15 protein-coding genes are annotated in these 19,271 nt (G+C 39.8%); 8 read left to right on the top strand and 7 right to left on the bottom strand.

The genetic code is table 11. The features are described from left to right. Positions 1–114 precede the first annotated feature (114 nt). The gene (locus LI954_RS01955) at positions 115–462 is read left to right on the top strand and encodes a hypothetical protein (protein WP_229443346.1); all 348 of its coding nucleotides are present in this window, start codon (positions 115–117) and stop codon (positions 460–462) included. A gap of 215 nt (positions 463–677) precedes the next feature. Here LI954_RS01955 and LI954_RS01950 read toward each other — a convergent pair whose 3' ends face one another. The 6 genes from LI954_RS01950 to LI954_RS01925 all read right to left on the bottom strand — a co-directional run bounded on the left by LI954_RS01950 (position 678) and on the right by LI954_RS01925 (position 5,870). Continuing rightward, positions 678–1,838, bottom strand: a complete 1,161-nt coding sequence (locus LI954_RS01950) for a glycoside hydrolase family 88/105 protein (RefSeq protein WP_202068113.1) — start codon at positions 1,836–1,838, stop codon at positions 678–680. Between the two features lie 19 nt (positions 1,839–1,857). Next, positions 1,858–2,292 carry an RDD family protein gene (locus LI954_RS01945; RefSeq protein ID WP_202068114.1) on the bottom strand — a complete coding sequence of 145 codons (435 nt, stop codon included), beginning with the start codon at positions 2,290–2,292 and terminating at the stop codon, positions 1,858–1,860. 23 nt (positions 2,293–2,315) lie between these two features. After that, on the bottom strand, positions 2,316–3,173 hold the full coding sequence (locus tag LI954_RS01940) for a carbohydrate ABC transporter permease (protein ID WP_202068115.1): 858 nt from the start codon (positions 3,171–3,173) through the stop codon (positions 2,316–2,318). Positions 3,174–3,188: 15 nt separating this feature from the next. Next, complete coding sequence (locus LI954_RS01935) at positions 3,189–4,070, bottom strand: carbohydrate ABC transporter permease (RefSeq protein ID WP_202068116.1); 882 nt, start codon at positions 4,068–4,070, stop codon at positions 3,189–3,191. Between the two features lie 172 nt (positions 4,071–4,242). After that, entirely contained in the window at positions 4,243–4,413 is a 171-nt protein-coding gene (locus tag LI954_RS01930; protein ID WP_202068117.1) for a hypothetical protein, read from the bottom strand. A gap of 113 nt (positions 4,414–4,526) precedes the next feature. Then, positions 4,527–5,870 carry an ABC transporter substrate-binding protein gene (locus LI954_RS01925; RefSeq protein ID WP_229443345.1) on the bottom strand — a complete coding sequence of 448 codons (1,344 nt, stop codon included), beginning with the start codon at positions 5,868–5,870 and terminating at the stop codon, positions 4,527–4,529. Between the two features lie 486 nt (positions 5,871–6,356). Between LI954_RS01925 and LI954_RS01920 the strand changes: the two genes are divergently transcribed. The 7 genes from LI954_RS01920 to LI954_RS01890 all read left to right on the top strand — a co-directional run bounded on the left by LI954_RS01920 (position 6,357) and on the right by LI954_RS01890 (position 17,239). Continuing rightward, the gene (locus tag LI954_RS01920) at positions 6,357–7,688 is read left to right on the top strand and encodes a glycoside hydrolase family 28 protein (protein ID WP_229443344.1); all 1,332 of its coding nucleotides are present in this window, start codon (positions 6,357–6,359) and stop codon (positions 7,686–7,688) included. Positions 7,689–8,425: 737 nt separating this feature from the next. Next, positions 8,426–9,796: an MATE family efflux transporter gene (locus tag LI954_RS01915; protein WP_229442620.1), complete on the top strand. Its 1,371-nt coding sequence runs from the start codon at positions 8,426–8,428 to the stop codon at positions 9,794–9,796. Positions 9,797–9,958: 162 nt separating this feature from the next. Beyond that, positions 9,959–10,972 carry a LacI family DNA-binding transcriptional regulator gene (locus tag LI954_RS01910; RefSeq protein ID WP_202068120.1) on the top strand — a complete coding sequence of 338 codons (1,014 nt, stop codon included), beginning with the start codon at positions 9,959–9,961 and terminating at the stop codon, positions 10,970–10,972. Between the two features lie 466 nt (positions 10,973–11,438). After that, the gene (locus LI954_RS01905) at positions 11,439–12,851 is read left to right on the top strand and encodes a tagaturonate reductase (RefSeq protein WP_229442622.1); all 1,413 of its coding nucleotides are present in this window, start codon (positions 11,439–11,441) and stop codon (positions 12,849–12,851) included. Between the two features lie 562 nt (positions 12,852–13,413). Then, positions 13,414–14,919 (top strand): UxaA family hydrolase, encoded by a 1,506-nt coding sequence (locus LI954_RS01900; protein ID WP_229442623.1) that lies wholly within the window; start codon positions 13,414–13,416, stop codon positions 14,917–14,919. A gap of 43 nt (positions 14,920–14,962) precedes the next feature. Beyond that, on the top strand, positions 14,963–16,351 hold the full coding sequence (uxaC, locus tag LI954_RS01895; RefSeq protein WP_229443343.1) for a glucuronate isomerase: 1,389 nt from the start codon (positions 14,963–14,965) through the stop codon (positions 16,349–16,351). Between the two features lie 48 nt (positions 16,352–16,399). Further along, entirely contained in the window at positions 16,400–17,239 is an 840-nt protein-coding gene (locus LI954_RS01890) for a sugar phosphate isomerase/epimerase family protein (RefSeq protein WP_229442625.1), read from the top strand. Between the two features lie 1,233 nt (positions 17,240–18,472). Here the strand turns inward: LI954_RS01890 and LI954_RS01885 are convergent. Then, on the bottom strand, positions 18,473–18,988 hold the full coding sequence (locus tag LI954_RS01885; RefSeq protein WP_229443342.1) for a DUF1456 family protein: 516 nt from the start codon (positions 18,986–18,988) through the stop codon (positions 18,473–18,475). Positions 18,989–19,271 lie beyond the last annotated feature (283 nt).

The following is a 19,271-nucleotide window of genomic DNA, read 5'->3' as shown; positions in this document are numbered from 1 at the left end:
TTTTCGGCAGCAGCTGCAGATCGTCCGGGTCAATTTTCCAAAAGGCGAACAGTCAAAATTCCTAAATCTGAAAATAGTTCGGCTTTTCAAAAATGATCAGTAAGAGGAAATCTTATGAAGATAAATAAAGAAAAAATAAGAAAATTGTTTTCTTATTTTGAAAATGTAAAATTTTCTAGTATTAAGGAAATAAAATTAGCATTTGAGAGCTGCACAACATTATGTATACAAGCAATTACTGATAAAATATCAAATTCAATAGTAATCATTTATTCAGATGAATCAAGAGACCAAGTGTATTATTCCCTAACAGAGGGGAAATATGTTCTCATTAATGACGAGAAATGTACAGCAGAAAAAACACCCTGCTCCTCTATACGCAACAGCTATTCAAAAACACTGTTCGATCCAAAGAAGGGTCGGGCTCCCCTGAACACTCCTGCTCCTATCCAAACACGGTGAAAATGATCGAGCTATTCCCTCTTTCCTGCCAAACTAATGAAGACAGGGGGAACAGCTCGATCATTTACTAAGATATTCTCCAAGCAAACTTTAGGGAAAACTGGATTATTTGACTTGGTTCCCTATACTTTTTCAAAAAAATATTCCAATACCGGAAGAGGCTATCCATTCCTGTTATACTGGAATTAGATAGTCAGCATATATCACTTATCCAGTCATTCAAACAGCGAATCAACCGTTGCCTCCATATATTCAGAATAAGCATAGATTAAGGGACCAATTCCTTTGCCGTCATCACTTACTACAGGCTCAGAAATATAGTATTCATAAGTGCCGTCCCGTTCATGATACTCTCCCTTTCCAGGCATTCCGCCTAAGCCGGCAACCAGACAAATGTCCTTTAGTTTGATCCGTCCATTCTCTTGAACCATCTTTTGATTCATAACCTCTCTAAGAATTTCCCCACCCTTTTCCACATATGATTGATCAATAATTCCAAGTCTTACACCCTTTATCAAAATATACGCAATTGCACACGAGGCGCTGGTCTCAAGATAATTTCCTAGTCGATCTGCCTGATCCGTCACCTGATAAAAGAGCTTGCTTTCCTGATCCTGATACACCATTATAGAATTGATTAATTCAACCAGGTAAACAGACAGCTCTTCGGCAGCTTCCGAACAGGTGGTCTGAAGGAGTTCAATTGTGTCAATCAATCCCATTGCGTACCAACCGATTGAACGGCTCCAGAAGCTCTTGCTGCAGCCCGTTTTCTGATCAGACCAAAACATCTTTTTACTTTCATCATAGCCATGATAAAGTAATCCAGTTTGCTGGTCTTTCATGTATTTCTGTACATTTCTAAATTGAATTAATACGTCTGACAGATTGTTTCCAGCCAGCCACCGCAGACCATAGGCCAGATAGAAGGGCTGAACCATGTTCAACCCATCCAACCATATTTGGTTGGGATAAATCAGTTTATGCCAAAAGCTGCCGCTCTCAGTACGCGGCTGTTTTTCCAACTGACCGTATAATCGGTCAAGTGCTTTCCGATACTTCTCTTCCCCCGTCTGATCGTATAAGTCGAAGAGAACCTTCCCTTCATTGATGGAATCTGAATTCATACTCTCCAGCGAATAACCTAGAATTTCACCCTCTTCATTAATGAAATAATCAATGAACTTCTTTAGAAAGTCAATATATTGTTTCTCTCCTGTTACATTGTACATTCGTTGAACAGCAATTAATACACAGCCATCGATGTAACTCCAGTGAGGCTTTTTCTTTTCCAAAATCGCTTCCTGATTCCAAACGGATTTCTCCGGAGAAGAATCAGCGAGAAGTTCATCAAAATACTGCTTAATCATTTCCATCACATTGCTCCTTATTCTTTCATTGCACTTCTTCTATTTCTCTCTTTACCCGAACTTTTTTCAGTTCAATAAGTTTCGTATGCGTTGCTTCCTCATGCCCGCCTAATTTGCCAGTCAGCATCGGTACGCAGATAAAGAAGCAGCTCATCAGCTTACACAGGATTTCCCGTTGAAATACGACAGCTGCAGGAACATCCGTCCGTTCTTCATCTGTGGAAATAATTTGCAGGCGATAAAAGCCTTTGCCAACTGTCTGTCCATTTATCATAAATGGATATTGAATCAAAAAATAGGCAAGAACGAAAAGAAGCATCCCTAAAATTGATCGAACCACATCATTTGAAATAATCAGCTTTACTTGAGGCAGCAGCAGACCGAAACATACAAAAAGCAGCAGAATACCTAAAAAGAAATCAATTGCCTGTGCCATTATTCGTTTTATTAAGAATGTCATCTTTCTATTCCTTTCCTGACCTATTATTCTTTACCACCTGTACTTGCAACGCCATCAACAAAATATCGCGAACCTGCAAAGAACAGTGCAATCATCGGCAGCAGTCCCAAACAAGAAGCCGCAAAGACTCGACCGTAATTGACCATCGCTTCTCCATCCAACTGCTGTTTCAGCACAACAGACAGGACTGTCTTATCTGCACTGTTTAAATAAATCAATGGACCCTGGAAATCATTCATTCCCCACATAAAGCTAAGCAATGCAACAGTGATCAAAATTGGTTTAATTACCGGAACAATCACTCTCCATAAAATCTGAAAATCATTACAGCCATCCATAACAGCTGCTTCATCCAATTCTTTTGGAATCGTCCGCATAAACTGAACAATCATAAAGATGAAGAAGGAAGAGGAGGCGAAAATATCACTGACATACAAACTAGCAAAACTATCCAGCAAACCTACTTGTCGATACAATAGATATAATGGAATCCGAAATGCCAATTCCGGCATCAGCAACGTAACAATAACTGCGCCAAAAACAAATTTTTTCCCTTTAAATGACTTACGTGCAATAACATAGGCAGTCAGTGTACAAGAGATAACAGTGAAAATTGTTTTAGGAATCAAAAATTTCAATGTATTGGTAAAATAAAACCAAATATTATTCTCCTTTGTAATCTGCCATGCCTCCTGAAAGTTTGTCATAACAGCTTTTCCTGCAGGAGGAAAAAGGGTTAACGTACCGAAGATGTCTCGGTTTTCCTTGAAGGCAGAGCCGATCATCCACAGCAGTGGATAAATCAGAATAATCCCGACAATAATCAGCAATACATAACGGATAGCTTCATTAATGCGTCTTCTTGACTTGCTCATTTCCATCTTATTGTTTCCTCCTTAATCGTTGTAGTAAACCCAGTGATTGGAACTGCGGAAAATGACAATCGTGAAGACACCAATAATTGCCAGTAATATCCATGTCAATGCACTGGCATAGCCGTAGTTTCCATTTTGAAAAGCCTGGTCATAAATATATAAGTTTAAAAAATAGGTTGATTTATTCGGTCCGCCCTTAGTGATCAAATAAGCTGAGTTAAATTCCTGGAAAGCTTTGACCAGTACATTGACTGCATTGAACAAAATCACCGGAGTAATAATCGGAATCGTAATACTGAATAACTGGCGGATACGACTTGCCCCATCAATGGAAGCTGCTTCATAGACGGATTGTGGAACGCCTTGAAGTGCTGACAGGAAAATCAGCATCGTTGAACCAAACTGCCAGGTCTTCAAAATAACTAGAGTGAAAATAGCAAAGGTTGGATCTTTCGTCCAGTTGATTGCCACGTCTCCACCCAAATTAAAAATACTCAGGACCGTGTTGACCGGCCCGTTTACGTCAAACAGCATTGTCCATAAAATGGAAACCGCTACGTTCCCGCCAAGAATAGAGGGGATGTAGTATGCTGTACGGAAGAAATTTACTCCTTTTAACTTAAAATTCAAAATTGCAGCAACAATGAAGGAAACAATCACCACAGCAGGTGTCCCGATCAATACATACTTTAAAGTAGCACCCAACGCCGCCATGAAGGTTTCATCTTTAGTAAAAATTTCAATATAATTTTGCAGTCCGACAAACTCCGGATCTCCCAAGATAGGGTATTCCTGCAAACTGTATACGAAAGATGCACAGATTGGATAAACTTTAAAAATGACAAACCCAATCAGCCATGGAAGAAGCATCACATACATCAGATAATTTTTCTTTGTTTTCATATTTTGTGTCAACTCCTTATCAATATCACGTAATCGTATTTTTTATAATTATATCTCCTGCAGACAACTCGGATTGATTAAGCAGGCTTATGTGTACAATGAAATAGTTTCTGTTTCAGTGGAACAGAAAACCTGTCAACCACGCACATGAACCAGCGGGATTCGGATAGCCTCAAACCTTTGGATTCACATAGGATAGATGCAGCTGTCGGGGAACTTTAAAAGAATGACTGCTCGCCTTTAGGTTTTCTTTTTTTAAACGATTATGTAAAACCTCTTCAAGTTTTGCAGCAAATACCAGCTGAAAATTACCGAAATGCATCAGTTGAAAAAAATCGTTCATAAATCCTCTCAATAAACTAAAGTATCTACACGCCCCCATGTTCTTTTAAGCAGAAAGAAGGGACTGTGACAAACACTCATGAGGGGCTGTCACAACCTCTTCTTTCCAGCAAATTATTTCTGGTAATGCTTATCTAATGCATCTTGTTGTTTGCTGATATACTGTTTCGCTGCTTCACCAGCGGTCAGCTTACCTGTACGGAATGCTTCGATTACTGTGTAGCGTTCATTACGTACATTTTCATCTTCAAAATATGGATCCATTACTGTTTGTTCGTATTGATCCAGTTTTTCATAACCGTCCTTTACAACACCTTCCAACAAATTGTTCTTCACTTGAAGCTCATTCGTAATCTTATTACTGGAGATGCCCAACGTATCGCCAGTTTCTTTCACTGCATCTTCATCTGTCAGCAGGAAATTGATAAAGTCTGCCGCAACTTCCGGATTTTTTGAATTACGTGAAACTGCATAACCAAAGTTCGGTTTAACGTAGATACTCACGTTTTGATCAGCAGCTGGCAAAAGATAGTCTCCAACGAGCAGCTCATCTTTCGCTTCACCGCCTTTGTAGGACTCTGCCCATTGTGCCAATGAGTTCGCCCATTCATATACACCGCCGGCTTGCCCTTCCACCCATTCTGGATTGGCATTTGTATCAATAGAGCCGTCTTGTGCAAATGTTGGAAAAGCATTTGCATCTTCAAATGCCTGATATTGCTCTAGAACTTCTTTTACATCTGCTTCAGAGTAATTAACTTTTCCATCTGTCTGCATTACTTCTCCAGTTTTATTAAAGAGCATTTGAGCGATAAATAGATCTTTAGAAACTTTACCCATGTTGACGAAAGCATATTTATTGTCTTCCCCGGTTGCTGTATTGTCTTTTCCGATAACTTCTCCAGCTTTAATCAGATCTTCATATGTTTGAGGCAGCTCCAAACCATTATCTTTATATAGCTGTTCGTTGTACATTGGAACACGTCCTGTCATACCATGAGGAACAGCTGCCTGTTCGCCATTCACCTGCATGGCTTCAAGATATTTTTTATCCCAATTGGATAAATCCAAATAATCTTTCACTTCATTTAAATCATAAAAAACATTCTTTCCTTTTCCATAAGAGAACAGCCAGTTGTAATTCACCTGCATAACATCCGCTTCTGTTTTACCAGATAGCTGAGTTAAGGTTTTAGCCTGCCAGCCTTCCCAAGCGCCGTATTCTACTTCTACAGTAACGTTCGGATGCTCCTCCTCATATAACTCAACAACTTTTTTCATAGCTTCATGGCGGATATCTGCTCCCCACCAGGCAAACTTGATAGTCACTTCTTCATCTGTCAATACACCTGCTCCCTCTACTTTCGATCCAGCTGAACTGCTTCCGCTGCAGCCAGACAACAACATTGTAAGTGCTATACCTGAAACAAGTGTCCGTCCAAATAATTTCATTTTCATTTTTATTTCCTCCAAAAAATTATTTTTAAGTATGCGTTTACAATAACTATATATCAATAATTGTTCACGTCAACATTTCTTGAGTATCAAGACAAGTTAGTGGCTAAAACTAATCGTTTTTATACTATATTGACTTTAAAAAAATATACTGGATTATCTTTGAAACAGCCTTGATTTTATTTTAGTAACCGCTACAATGATTGGTATATCAATCATTTATCAACTTAGTGAAAAATACGATACTGCAAAAGGCAAATAAATTTATTTTAACAAAAATACTATATTTTTAATGAACACTCTTTTGTGAAATTAATTTCCGTACATTTCAATAAAATAACAAAAATAAAAACTAGCTACTATCAGTTTTTTCTCTTTCAAAAGCATGCACACGTTAACAAAACAGTTGTTATGACAGTATTTGTCAAAATTAGTCGGCAAGAATTTTTGTTGACCTTTTAATACCAATTTAAGACAGGAGAATATCAAATGTATTACATCACAAATTATGGTGCAAAAGAAGGAAAATTGAACACACTATTTATTCAACAGGCAATTGATACCGCCTTTGAATCCGGCGGCGGCAAGGTCATCATTCCTCATGGAACATATTTGACAGGTGCACTCTTTCTTAAAAGCAACGTGGAACTTCATCTTGAGATTGGGGCAGCACTTCAGTTTTCCACCTCACAAAATGACTATCCAGTGGTTGAGTCACGCTGGGAAGGTGTCCAGCGCGAAGTTTATGCGCCCTGTATCTACGCAGAAAATCAGACTAATATTGCTGTCACGGGATTCGGTACTTTGGATGGCTGCGGAGAAAGCTGGTGGGAAATTTTTCGTGATGATTCTGACATCCTTAAATATCCCAGACCCAGACTGATAAGCTTCCATCAATGTCAAAGAGTCACAATTAAAGATATACGCTTGGTGGACTCTCCAAGCTGGACCGTTCACCCCTTATTATGCGAAAATGTAACCATAGATAATGTAACTATTAAAAATCCTGCTAATTCGCCCAATACCGATGGAATCAATCCAGAATCTTGTACAAATGTTCGAATCAGCAATTGCCATATTGATGTAGGGGATGATTGTATCGCTGTAAAAGCAGGAACAGAAGATACTCCTGAACGTGTTTCCTGTGAAAACATCACCATTTCCAACTGTACAATGGTTCATGGACACGGCGGGGTCGTGCTTGGGAGTGAGATGAGCGGAGATATCCGAAACGTGACGATCACTAATTGTATATTTCAAGATACGGATCGGGGAATTCGTTTAAAATCCCGCCGCGGCAGAGGAGGAACAATAGAAGATATTCGTGTAAACAATATTGTTATGGATAACGTTCTCTGTCCATTTATTCTTAATTTGTATTATTTTTGCGGACCAAAAGGAAATGAGTCTTATGTTTGGGATAAAACCCCCTATCCACTTGATGAACGAACGCCACGTTTCCGCCGGATTCATTTTGCAAATATTACGGCTAGAAATGTTCAGGCTTCTGCAGGTTTTATCTATGGATTGGCCGAACAGTACGTTTCCGACATTACATTCAGCTCCGTCGATATCTCCATGGCAAAAAACTCAAGAGGCGGTGTTCCTGCAATGATGGCAGGAATCTCTGAGACGAAAAATCAAGGCTTTTACATTGGCTTCTCAAAGGATCTGATTTTTGACCGTATTTCCATCGAAAATCACATTGGATCAGCCTTCCAGCTTGTCAATTGCAACAATATACAGCTGAAGAAAATCCGCTCTTACAATTCTGAAAAAAATGAACAGTTGATAGAAGAAATCAATACAATCCTTGATTGACTATTTTTAAATGGTCTGAAGCAGCTCCTGCTCTATCGCGGTTTGGTAAAACCTGTCAATGAATCATCAATCAGCTAACAACCTATATGCAGGACGACACAGAACAAACACAATAAAATTACGTTAGATTTAGGAGGGATTGTGGTATTAATACAGAAAAAAGAGACTATTGCCGATAAGTTTATGAGTATTGCTTTATCGAAGGAATGATCAATTTTATTTTTTGCTGTGAAGTCAGCTTTTCATTACCGACTTCACAGCGATGAAAGCTCTGAGTCAGATTATATTGCAGCAACCTCAACACCGAAAGATCAACAAGCAGGCCTTCATTCCTATTTCTGTCTTTTGACCAGCGATTAAGGAGGAACAAATACCTATTTGGGCAGACCTTGCCTTTTGTCACTGCTACCTTTGAAGACTGCTTTTTAGGCAATCACAGTGGAAAGGTAGGCTAGCCAGAACAATACTTAAAATAAGCAAACCATTGATTTTAGAAAAATAAACAGCCTGCAAGCTCCGCTTGGATAAAAACATAAAGCAATCATTTTAGAGAATGTCCTATAATAAAAGTACAAAAGGCAAACAGGAAATTTCCAGCTTTTTCTCTCCTTGCCAGATCAACCACCTGTTAATAACAAACTCTATTCAGTGCTTAAGGTAATTAGCCATAGAATTAACTTACTTGCATTGCATTTTGCAAATAACCGTATGAAAATAATTTAGGAGGATCATGCCTGTTGTACTCATTATCTGAAAAAATCAAAATTCTTTTCTCCGGAAAAGCAATCCCTTTTTCTTTTGTTGTTTCACTTGTCATTCCGGTCATTATTGATCAATTCTTTCTTGTAGGGTTCAATTTCATCAACACTGCTATGATCAGCTCTTCCGGAACACAAGCTGTCAGTGCTGTAAACATGGTGGGAAGTCTGCATTTCTTTCTCGTTCAGATTTTCACCTCCGTTGGTTTAGGAGGAACTGTGTTGATTGCCCAATATTACGGTCGCCGATACTACAAGGAATTAAGTAAAGTCTGCAGCGGGACCATTTTTAGTGCTGTAATAATGGCGTTGATTGTCACAGGCAGTTTACTTATTTTTCATGAAGGTATTCTTAATTTGCTGTTTGGAAATGCAGAAGCTGCTGTATTAAAAAATGCAAAAATTTATTTAGTAGGACTGCTTCTCAGCTATCCTATGCAGGCAGTTGTAGAAGGAGTAAATGGAAATTTACGAGGAATTGGGCAGACAAAAGCATCACTAAAGCTTTCTTTGCTGATGAATGCAATGTATATTTTATTTAACTTCATTTTTATTAACCAATTAAACATGGGTATACGTGGTTTAGCTGTTTCAGTAAATATTTCCCGTTGTATAGGTATGCTTTTTGCTTTCTATACTCTTTATGCCAACCGTGAACGATTATTCCTAAAGAAAAAAGATTTTACTCGGATTCGATTTTCACTCATCAGAAAAATTGTCAGAATCAGTTTGCCCTTTGCTGCAGAAGCCATGTTTTTTAATGGAGGAAAAATCATCGTCCAAATCATGATTGTCGGCTTGGGAACTAATGCCATTGCCGCTAATGCCATCGCTTCTTCATGGATTCAGTTGGCTGAGATTATTCCAAATGCCTTGGCCATTTCCCTAGTCCCTATTGTAGGACAATGCATTGGTAATGGAAACATCGGTGATGCAAAAAAGCTAACAAAGTCTTTTGTTATCTTAAGTATGATTGCGTTCTTAATAGTTGATTTGACCCTGCTGCCCTTGTTTCCTCTGGGAATGAAGCTTTTCAATCCTCCGGAAATCATCCTTCCAATGATTTTCCGCTTGTTTATCATTGCTCTGGTCATGCACTTTATCTCTTGGAGCATTAGTTTTGTTCTTCCGGCAGCTTTGCGGGCTGCGGGTGATGCTAAGTTCACTACAGTTGTTTCACTACTCTCAATGTGGATCTTCAGAATTGGCGTGGGCTATCTGATTGGCATTCATTTTGGTTTTGGCTTAACAGGAATTTATACAGTTATGACAATAGAGTGGTTCATTCGCGGAAGTATTTTCCTGCTGAGATTTAAAGGAAGCCAATGGTATCGTCACCAGCTGATCTAAACAAATTTTTTTTGATTAAGATAACATAAATTACTAAATTCTACAATTAATTTTAACGTGTGCAATGCTTTTATACAGGCATTTCATATCATTTTATAGATTGACAAAAGCGACGACAGGTTTTATAATGTGAACGTTAACAAAAATAATTCGAGGTGCGCTATGGTCACAATCAAAGATATTGCAAAAACTGCCGGCGTTTCCCATACGACGGTTTCCAGAGCATTGAATAACAGCCCGCTCATCAAGGAAGCAACACGAAAAAAGATTCATGAATTGGCAGCTGAAATGAATTATGTTCCAAACTTCAATGCAAAAAGTCTGGTAAACCAGAAAAATTATATGATCGGTCTGTTCTTCTCCAGTATCGAAGAAGGAACCAGTTCCAGTTTTCTTGTCGATGTAATCAAAGGAATCCATTCCAGACTTGACGAAAGCTATGGTCTTTCAGTTCAGGGAATTGATGAAATTCAAAACCTGGAGCAGATTAATTTTCAGCGTTACGATGGGATTATTATCATGAGTCAGAGTGACAGTGATCAGGGCTTCATTGACTTCCTCAAACAACAGCAAATCCCGTTTGTCGTTCTCAATAGGCAGCTGGAGGATAAACATATTATTAATATCAGTGCTGATGACGCTGCCGGTGTTGAAACAGCCATCGATTATGCAATCAGTCAGGGTCACAGGAAAATTGCCTGTATCGGCGGGATAGAGGGCTTTCGCTCTGCAAGAGAACGGAAAGCCGGACTGATAAACAGTCTAACCAAACACCATTTGCCGATCAATGTGACTTATTTTTTTGAAGGAGATTACAGCATCGAAGGCGGCTTTCAGGAAATGAAGAAAATTCTCTTATTAAAAGATTTGCCGACACTGGTGTTCTGCGCAAATGATGACATGGCAATCGGAGCCATTCGAGCAGCTGAGGAAAGCGGACTTCATATTCCACAGGACATTTCTTTTATAGGCTTCGATGATATTCCATTCGTTGCTTATCTAAATCCGCCATTAACCACTGTGCATAAACCAATTAACGAAATCAGCAGGCAAGGAACTGAGCTGCTTTTAAATTTGATTGCCGGCAACCAGACAACAAGCTCACAAGTCAAGATCCCAACTCGACTGGAAATCAGAAAATCAGTAGCCAAGCTGGAAACAGAAAAAAATCTTTAACAGCTGAAAAATGAACGTACGGATACATATCCGCTATTGAATCAGAATAAACAAAAAGATACGGCCAATATTTTAGTCGTACTGATACTTGGTTTTTGGAGCAGGAGTCTGTGACATTAGTATATCCAGAACTTTTAAAACCAAATAAATGGTGTTCTAGAAGCAGGTCCCTCGAAAATAAACCGAATAATCTCAAAAATATAGAAAGCGCTAAGTAGGTAACAATCCACAGCTATTCATTTCATGAATAGTGCTCCATAACAATTTTCGGATTATCCTTCTTATTGTCATAAATCACTACGATTGACTCGTCAGAGTAGATGATGCATGTTACCCTACTTGGTTCTTGAGGGGAATACTTCTGTTCCTGCGGTTACTCGTCGCATGGAGAAGCTTTGCCACAACCTCTCCTCTTATTATAAATAAAAATGTTCACGTGTGCACACAAAGAAAGGATGTCATTCTAATGGAACAATTATCAGCAGCAGTACTGAAAAAAGAGCTCCCACTCCCTGTAAAAGTCATTCAATTTGGTGAAGGCAACTTTATGAGAGCCTTTGTTGACTGGCAGCTTCAGCAAATGAATAAACAGAACCTGTTCAATGGGCGGGCAACAATTGTCCAGCCAATCGCTCAGGGATTGGGCGCTATGTTGAAAGAACAGGATTCCCTTTATACCGTCATTCTTGAGGGGTTAATGAATGGAGAAATTATTAATGAAGCAGAGATTATTTCCTCTGTCGAATCAGTTATTAATCCATATGAAGACTGGATAAAATATCTTGCTTTAGCCGAAAATGATGCAGCCGAATTTATTATATCCAATACAACAGAAGCCGGAATCCAGTATAATCCGAATGACACTTTGGATAATGGTCCGCAGCAAAGCTTCCCGGCAAAACTGACAGCTCTTTTATATAGGAGATTTCAACTGAACAAGTCAGGCTTCACTATCATTCCCTGCGAACTAATTGATCGAAATGGCGAGCGGTTGAAAGAAATTGTTTTGACCTATGCCGAAGAGTGGCAGTTGGGGGATGACTTTATTCAGTGGCTGGAAACAGAAAATACCTTTTGCTGCAGTCTTGTTGACCGAATCGTTCCCGGTTATCCTCGTGACACAGCCCAAGAGCTAAATGAAAAACACGGCTACATCGATAATTTAATGGTAAAAGCAGAACCTTTCCTGCTCTGGGTGATTGAAGGACCTGAAAAACTAAAAGAGACACTCCCCTTGGAAAAAGCCGGTCTAAATGTTGTTGTTACAAATGATATGACTCCTTATCGAGAACGCAAAGTTCATTTATTGAATGGTCCGCATACAGCGATGGTTCCGTTAGCTATGCTGGCTGAACTGGATACTGTTGAATCAGTCATGAAAGACAGCGATTTTCGAACCTTCATTGACAACCTGTTTACAGATGAGTTGATTCCTGTACTTTCCCTTCCGGAAGAAGAACTGATTGCCTACTCGGAACAAATCAAGGAACGATTCCTGAATCCTTTTGCCAATCACCAATTGTCGGCAATTTCTTTAAATAGTATCTCAAAATTTCAGGCCCGCTTACTGCCGGTATTTCTGCAATATGCGAAAAAAAAGCAGATGCTGCCGCCATATATGACCGCTGCTCTGGCTTCCTTACTCCTAAGTTATCGAGGAGATAAAATCACTCCTCAAGACGACACAGAAGTAATTGCTGCGATCCAAACCGCCTGGAACACCCCAGAGACCGCAGTCTCAACCATTTTGAGCAACAAATCTCTATGGGGACAAGATCTGACCAGCGTTCCAGAACTCATCTCGCAAGTAGAACAAGATTGTGCCTTTATAGAAAGACAAGGGACTCGAGCACTGATACAACAGTTAAACAAAGGTTAATTCTAGTTTCAGCTATTTCAATCGCTTAGAAATGAGGATATCGGACCTTAAAAATAAACACAATCCAATAATTGATTAGCAAGGGATTGATCTCAATTAAGAAAAGGAGAACCGCAGTTCTTGCTATTTCAATCGCTTAGAAATGGGGATATCGGACCTTAAAAATAAACGCAATCCAATAATTAATTAGCAAGGGATTGATCTCAACTAAGAAAAGGAGAACCGCAGTTCTTGCTATTTCAATCGCTTAGAAATGAGGATATCGGACCTTAAAAATAAACGCAATCCAATAATTGATTAGCAAGGGATTGATCTCAACTAAGAAAAGGAGAACCGCAGTTCTTGCTATTTCAATCGCTTAGAAATGGGGATATCGGACCTTAAAAATAAACGCAATCCAATAATTGATTAGCAAGGGATTGATCTCAATTAAGAAAAGGAGAACCGCAGTTCTTGCTATTTCAATCGCTTAGAAATGGGGATATCGGACCTTAAAAATAAAAACAATCCAATAATTAATTAGCAAAGGATTGATCTCAACTAAAAAAAGGAGAATGAGCTCATGATCAACACTCAAACAAAAGCAGCTTTATTAAAGCTGAATCCAAGAGACACCGTAGCCGTAGCTTTGCGTCCCATTATTGCTGGAGAGTCTATCAACATTGACGGCATCCAGTTAACCGCTGAACAGAATATCCCGCAGGGACACAAAATTGCACTGCAGCCAATGAAAGAAAATCAGGATGTCATCAAATACGGCTATCCGATCGGTCATATGCTTTCTGCTGCAGAAACAGGCGCCTGGCTGCATACGCACAACGTAAAAACAAATTTATCCGGGGAACTAGACTATACGTATACACCTGAACTCCACCAAGTACACTATCCAAAAAAGGAGCTGACGTTCAAAGGCTATCGCCGAAGCAACGGAAAAGTCGGTATTCGTAATGATTTATTTATCGTCCCAACAGTAGGCTGTGTAAACGGGATGGCTGAACTGATGTTAAAGCGGTTTACAGTGAATCATCCAGATTTGGGACCCTTTGACAACATCACAATTTTGAAGCACCCCTATGGCTGTTCACAGCTGGGAACTGATCATGCCAATACACGTGAGGTTCTGATTGATGCTGTCAAACATCCAAATGCAGGAGGAGTCCTCGTTTTTGGTCTTGGCTGTGAAAACAATACGGTTGACGCGTTCGAAGAAAAACTGGGTGACTATGATTCTGATCGAGTGAAGTTTTTGATCGCTCAGGATGTTTACGATGAAGTAGAATCTGGTGTCGCTTTACTGGAAGAGCTTTTTGAGGCTGCGAAAAATGATCAGCGAGAAGATGTGCCACTGTCTGAGTTGAATGTCGGCTTGAAATGCGGCGGTTCAGATGGCTTTTCAGGGATCACTGCAAACCCATTATTAGGAGCTTTCTCTGACTTTTTAATTGCACAGGGCGGTAGTACGATTCTAACTGAAGTCCCTGAAATGTTTGGAGCAGAACACATGCTGATGGCTCGTGCTGAAAACGAAGAAGTCTTTGACGCAATTGTTCAGCTGATCAATGACTTCAAACAGTATTTTCTGGCATTCGGAGAACCTGTTTATGAAAATCCTTCTCCCGGAAATAAAGACGGTGGCATCACTACGCTGGAGGATAAATCACTTGGCTGTACACAAAAAGCAGGAACAGCCCCCGTTGTTGATGTCTTAAAATATGGAGAAAAACTCAAAACACAGGGCTTAAGTCTGCTGCAGGCACCAGGAAACGATTTAGTTGCCGCTTCTGCTCTGGCTTCCTCCGACTGTCATCTTGTATTGTTTACTACAGGACGGGGAACGCCATTTGGTGCGTATGTCCCTACTGTGAAAGTGGCAACCAACAGCAACATCTTTAAACGTAAAGGTCACTGGATGGATTTTAATGCCGGCACATTACTGGAACAGCCGATGGAAGCTGTCTTAGAAGAATTCATTCAGAAGATCATTGCTGTAGCCAGCGGTGAATCAACAAGAAATGAAGAAAACGATGTAAGAGAAGTGGCTATTTTCAAAACAGGTGTCACTCTTTAGATAACAGAAAAAAGAACGATTCCCTTAGAAAGAAGGAAAATAAATGTTTTTAAACGATGATTTTTTACTCTCTACAAGCTGGGCAAAGAAGCTGTTTCACAATCATGCTGCCCAAATGCCGATCATTGACTATCACTGTCATTTAGAGCCTCAGGAAATTTATGAAAACAAAGCCTTTACATCCATTACAGAGGCCTGGCTAAAAGGTGATCACTACAAATGGCGCTTGATGCGCGCCTGCGGTGTTCCAGAGTCTCAGATTACAGGTAATGCCTCAGATTATGAAAAATTCCTGGCCTGGTGTCAAACTGTTCCTAAAACAATCGGCAATCCTCTGTATACTTGGACGCACCTTGAATTGAAGCGCTTCTTCGGAATTGATTTATTGGTAAACGAAGAAAATGCAGAAGCGATCTGGGAACAGGCGAATAAAAAAATCACCAGTGCGGCTTTTAAACGACGAGAAATCATTAAAAATTCGAATGTAAAAGTGGTTTGTACAACAGACGATCCTGTAGATGATTTGGGCTTCCACCAATTATTGGCAGAAGATGAACCTGCCTTTAAAGTCCTGCCCTCTTTTCGCCCAGATAAAGCACTGAACATCGATCAAAAAGGCTTTTCAGTTTGGGTAAAACAATTGGCTGAAAGCAGCGGACTGGATATTTCTACCTATGAAGAACTGATTGCCGCACTTGGCAGCAGAGTTGAATTTTTTCATTCACTGGGTGGACGCTTATCTGATCACGCACTAGATACTCTACGATATAAGGAAGCAGATACAGAAACACTGGAACGGATTTTCCAAAAAGCCTGTCAGGGACAGCCGCTGTCAGAAGAAGAAATCAATGCCCATCGCACAGAAACACTAATACGCTTAATTCATTTTTACCACCAGCATAACTGGACAATGCAGCTTCATATCCATGCGTACCGCAACTGTAATCAGACAATGTTTGATCAATTAGGACCTGATACAGGCTATGACGGTATCAACGACTTATCCATTACAATCCCGCTTCAAAAGCTGTTGAATCGGGCAGAAGTGACAGACCAGTTACCGAAAACAATTGTTTATTCCTTAAATCCAAATGACTATCCAGCCTTAACCGCATTAATCGGCTGTTTCCAAAAAGAGGTTAAAGGAAAAATACAGCTGGGCTCAGGTTGGTGGTATAACGATACCAGAGACGGCATGCGTCAGCAGCTAAGCCAATTCGCCAACGGAAGTGCCCTTCATAACTTTGTCGGTATGCTGACGGATTCCCGCAGTTTCCTGTCCTACACCCGCCACGAATATTTCCGACGCGTTCTCTGCGAATTCATCGGAGAAATCGTCGAACGAGGAGAAGCACCGGAGGATGGAATCTTGTTAGGAAACTTAGTTGAAGCAATCAGTTATACAAATGCAGAAACCTATTTCAATTTTTAGTCTGATTCCTGCCATTTATAAAGGAAGAAAAAGGAGGAAAAATCTATTATGCTGCCATTAAATTTAGGCATTCGTGCACACGACATCACTGCCGCTTCACGTGAAGAACTGGGAGAAAAGCTGCTTGCAAACAGCTTTTCTCATATTCAGTTGGCAGTAAAGAAATCATTTCCCGATGCACTTCCCAGTTTGGACAGCATCTCCAGCGGTACAGGACATTACTTCGGAGACTATTTCTCCCGGCTGGGCATCAAGGTTTCTGTCTTAGGCTGTTATGTAAACTTAGCCAGTCCAGATATTACCGTTCGAACGCAGGCAATTAACGACTTCAAACAGCACATTGCAGTGGCTTCAAGCTTTCAGGCAGCCGTTGTCGGAACTGAAACAGGCAGCGTAGGAACCGGCTATACGACCAAGAATTATACAGAAGATGCCTACCGGACTGCCAGACAATCTGTTGCCGAAATGGTTGCCTATGCCGAAAGCTTGGGTGTGACTGTCGGCATTGAAGCTGGAATTAATCACCCTCTCCATACCGCTGATTTGGCCAAACGGCTGATTCAGGAAATCCAGTCGCCGAATCTGCGAATCATTATGGATTGTGCGAATCTGATATCTGTAGAAAACTATCATAAACAGGAAGAGGTAATCAATCAGGCATTGAACCAGCTACAAGATGATATCTGCTCCATGCACTTAAAAGATTTTGTAGTTGAAAACGGACAAATCAAAATCGTCCCCGTCGGCACCGGCTGGATGAACTATGAACAAATCCTGAAATTCCTAAAATACGACAAACCCCTGATGTTTGCCAGTCTGGAAGCAACCCCTGAAAAGCATCTGCCAAGAACTCTGGAACACCTAAAAGAAATGTATGAACAGGTGTAGAGAGCTGATCGGGCAAATCTTAATAAACACTTATTTACAAGGTTGTGACAAGGCTTCTCCATACGCCGAGTAAGCTCTAAACTGCGATATGCGCTTGCATGAGAAAACAAAACATTACGCATTGACCGTTTGCCTACCTTGAGCTGCTCATATTTTCAGTATTATTCGACTTATTTCCGAGATGGTAGTTCTACTTTGCCACTTCTGCTTATATTCGTACTTTAGCAGAATGGTATGCATAATTTCGATAAGTATTCCTTGAATGAAACTAGCTCACTTGATGTAGTAGAACTGTATGCGGAGCGTAGAAGAACTGCTGTCTCTACGAGTCGAACGATTCTCGAGACAAAACATTACGCTGTATCCGTTTTTCTGCGTCTACGGTTCTCACTACACTACACTTCGTTTCGATCTCATCATTTTCTAAACGGCAGAGCCGCTAAGAATTGAAGGACTTCGTTCCGATCCTCGAAGCATGGAGGGGCTTTGCTTCTACGCTTCTTCGAATGCTCTTGCATATCTGAGTAGTCATGCAAGAGCTTGCTCCTACGCTTCTTACGAATGCTCGGACCATACAAGATTGGAATACTGTTTATTCGGCTTTAGGGGATTCAGACATATTAATGTCACAGTCCCTGATTTTTTAGCCAATCCGCTATGCGAATGGTTTTCAATACAGAAGAAAGATCAATCACCCACTAATGATGATCGATCCTTCTAATTTCAATAGATAGCTGACTATATCATTATCCTTCTAGTTTTTTCTTCACTATGCATGGCGATCCATAGGCCACTACATTTTGGGAATATGTGGTTAGGCTTCAAACGCATATCCCAATAAATTGTCTGCTCCTTTTGAAGCTCCTCAATTTCAAAGTAGACTTAACCGGAATGCATTTATTCCTTGACCTTTATATAACTTCTCCTCTAGTATTCACTGTCGACTGTTTGAGCATCCTTCAATACTAACCTACCAAGTAAAACATTTGCAATTCTATGATTTTCATTTGTTCCATCAGAATCTATCTACCAAAAGCGTTTCTTCCTATCAAGCTCTGTTCCAACTGTCTCTTTTTCATTTGTATTGAATGAATCACGCGCTGTAACAATCCGTTCTATCACTGTTTCGCAACATTTGATTCGTATCGTACAACGATTTTGTTTAGATTCTCCTGAAGCGAATGAACCATTTCCAAATCTGCTGCCTCATATTTCAACTATGTCCTGTTTCTATTAATTTCTGCGATAACATACGCCTAAGCCCTTCAAAAAATTACGCGCATATTTATCTCCACACGGTTTAAAATTACGATGTCCTTCCTTTCTCAGAATAGCCCCCAGTTCTCCTTTTGAAGGATAGACACCGGCTTCAGCCAAAATATCCAGCATATCTTCACTGGTCAAAGCTAAAGCAATCTTCACCTTTTTCAATAAAATATTATTCATATACCGGACTTCACTACTTTTTAATGGCGTTTTATCTGTTGATCCATCCTTCGGTTCTCCTCGTTTTAAAAGAATCAATCCGTTCAAAAATATATCCAGTACTTGATTATTGATAGTTTTAACATAGATATTTTTTTCAAAAATATCATTTTCTTCTTGCTGTGGATTATTTTCTTTGGTCAGCATTGCCCTCACTTCTTCTTTAGAGACAGTCATCCCGCCTAGTTCAAAAGCTTTCACTATATCTGTATCCTTAATATCCAAGGCATATCTCAGACGCAGCAATATGTCATTATTGTTCATTCATTTCCTCCATCATTTTTCCAGATGCTCTTACTATATCATAAAAATAGCTGGTAGTTTTTCTTATTACAGCTTTAGTGTACCCACTTTCACAGCTTCTCTTGAAAACATTGAATTTATCGTTGCTATATCAGGGTCTTAATCATCTTAAAAACCATACTGAGTTATGATAGGGTTCTGCGTATCACAAGTGAATATATTCAGACTCACTCTATCAGTCTATATTTCTCTAAATCGAGTAGAGGAGAAAGTTAGCTAACTTTCCGCCCCTCTCACAACACCG

The organism is Enterococcus sp. CWB-B31, from assembly GCF_020567645.1.
Taxonomy (GTDB): Bacteria; Bacillota; Bacilli; order Lactobacillales; family Enterococcaceae; genus Enterococcus_L.
The sequence above is the reverse complement of the archived record's forward strand: the minus strand, read 5'-3'. Positions and strand labels throughout refer to the sequence as shown.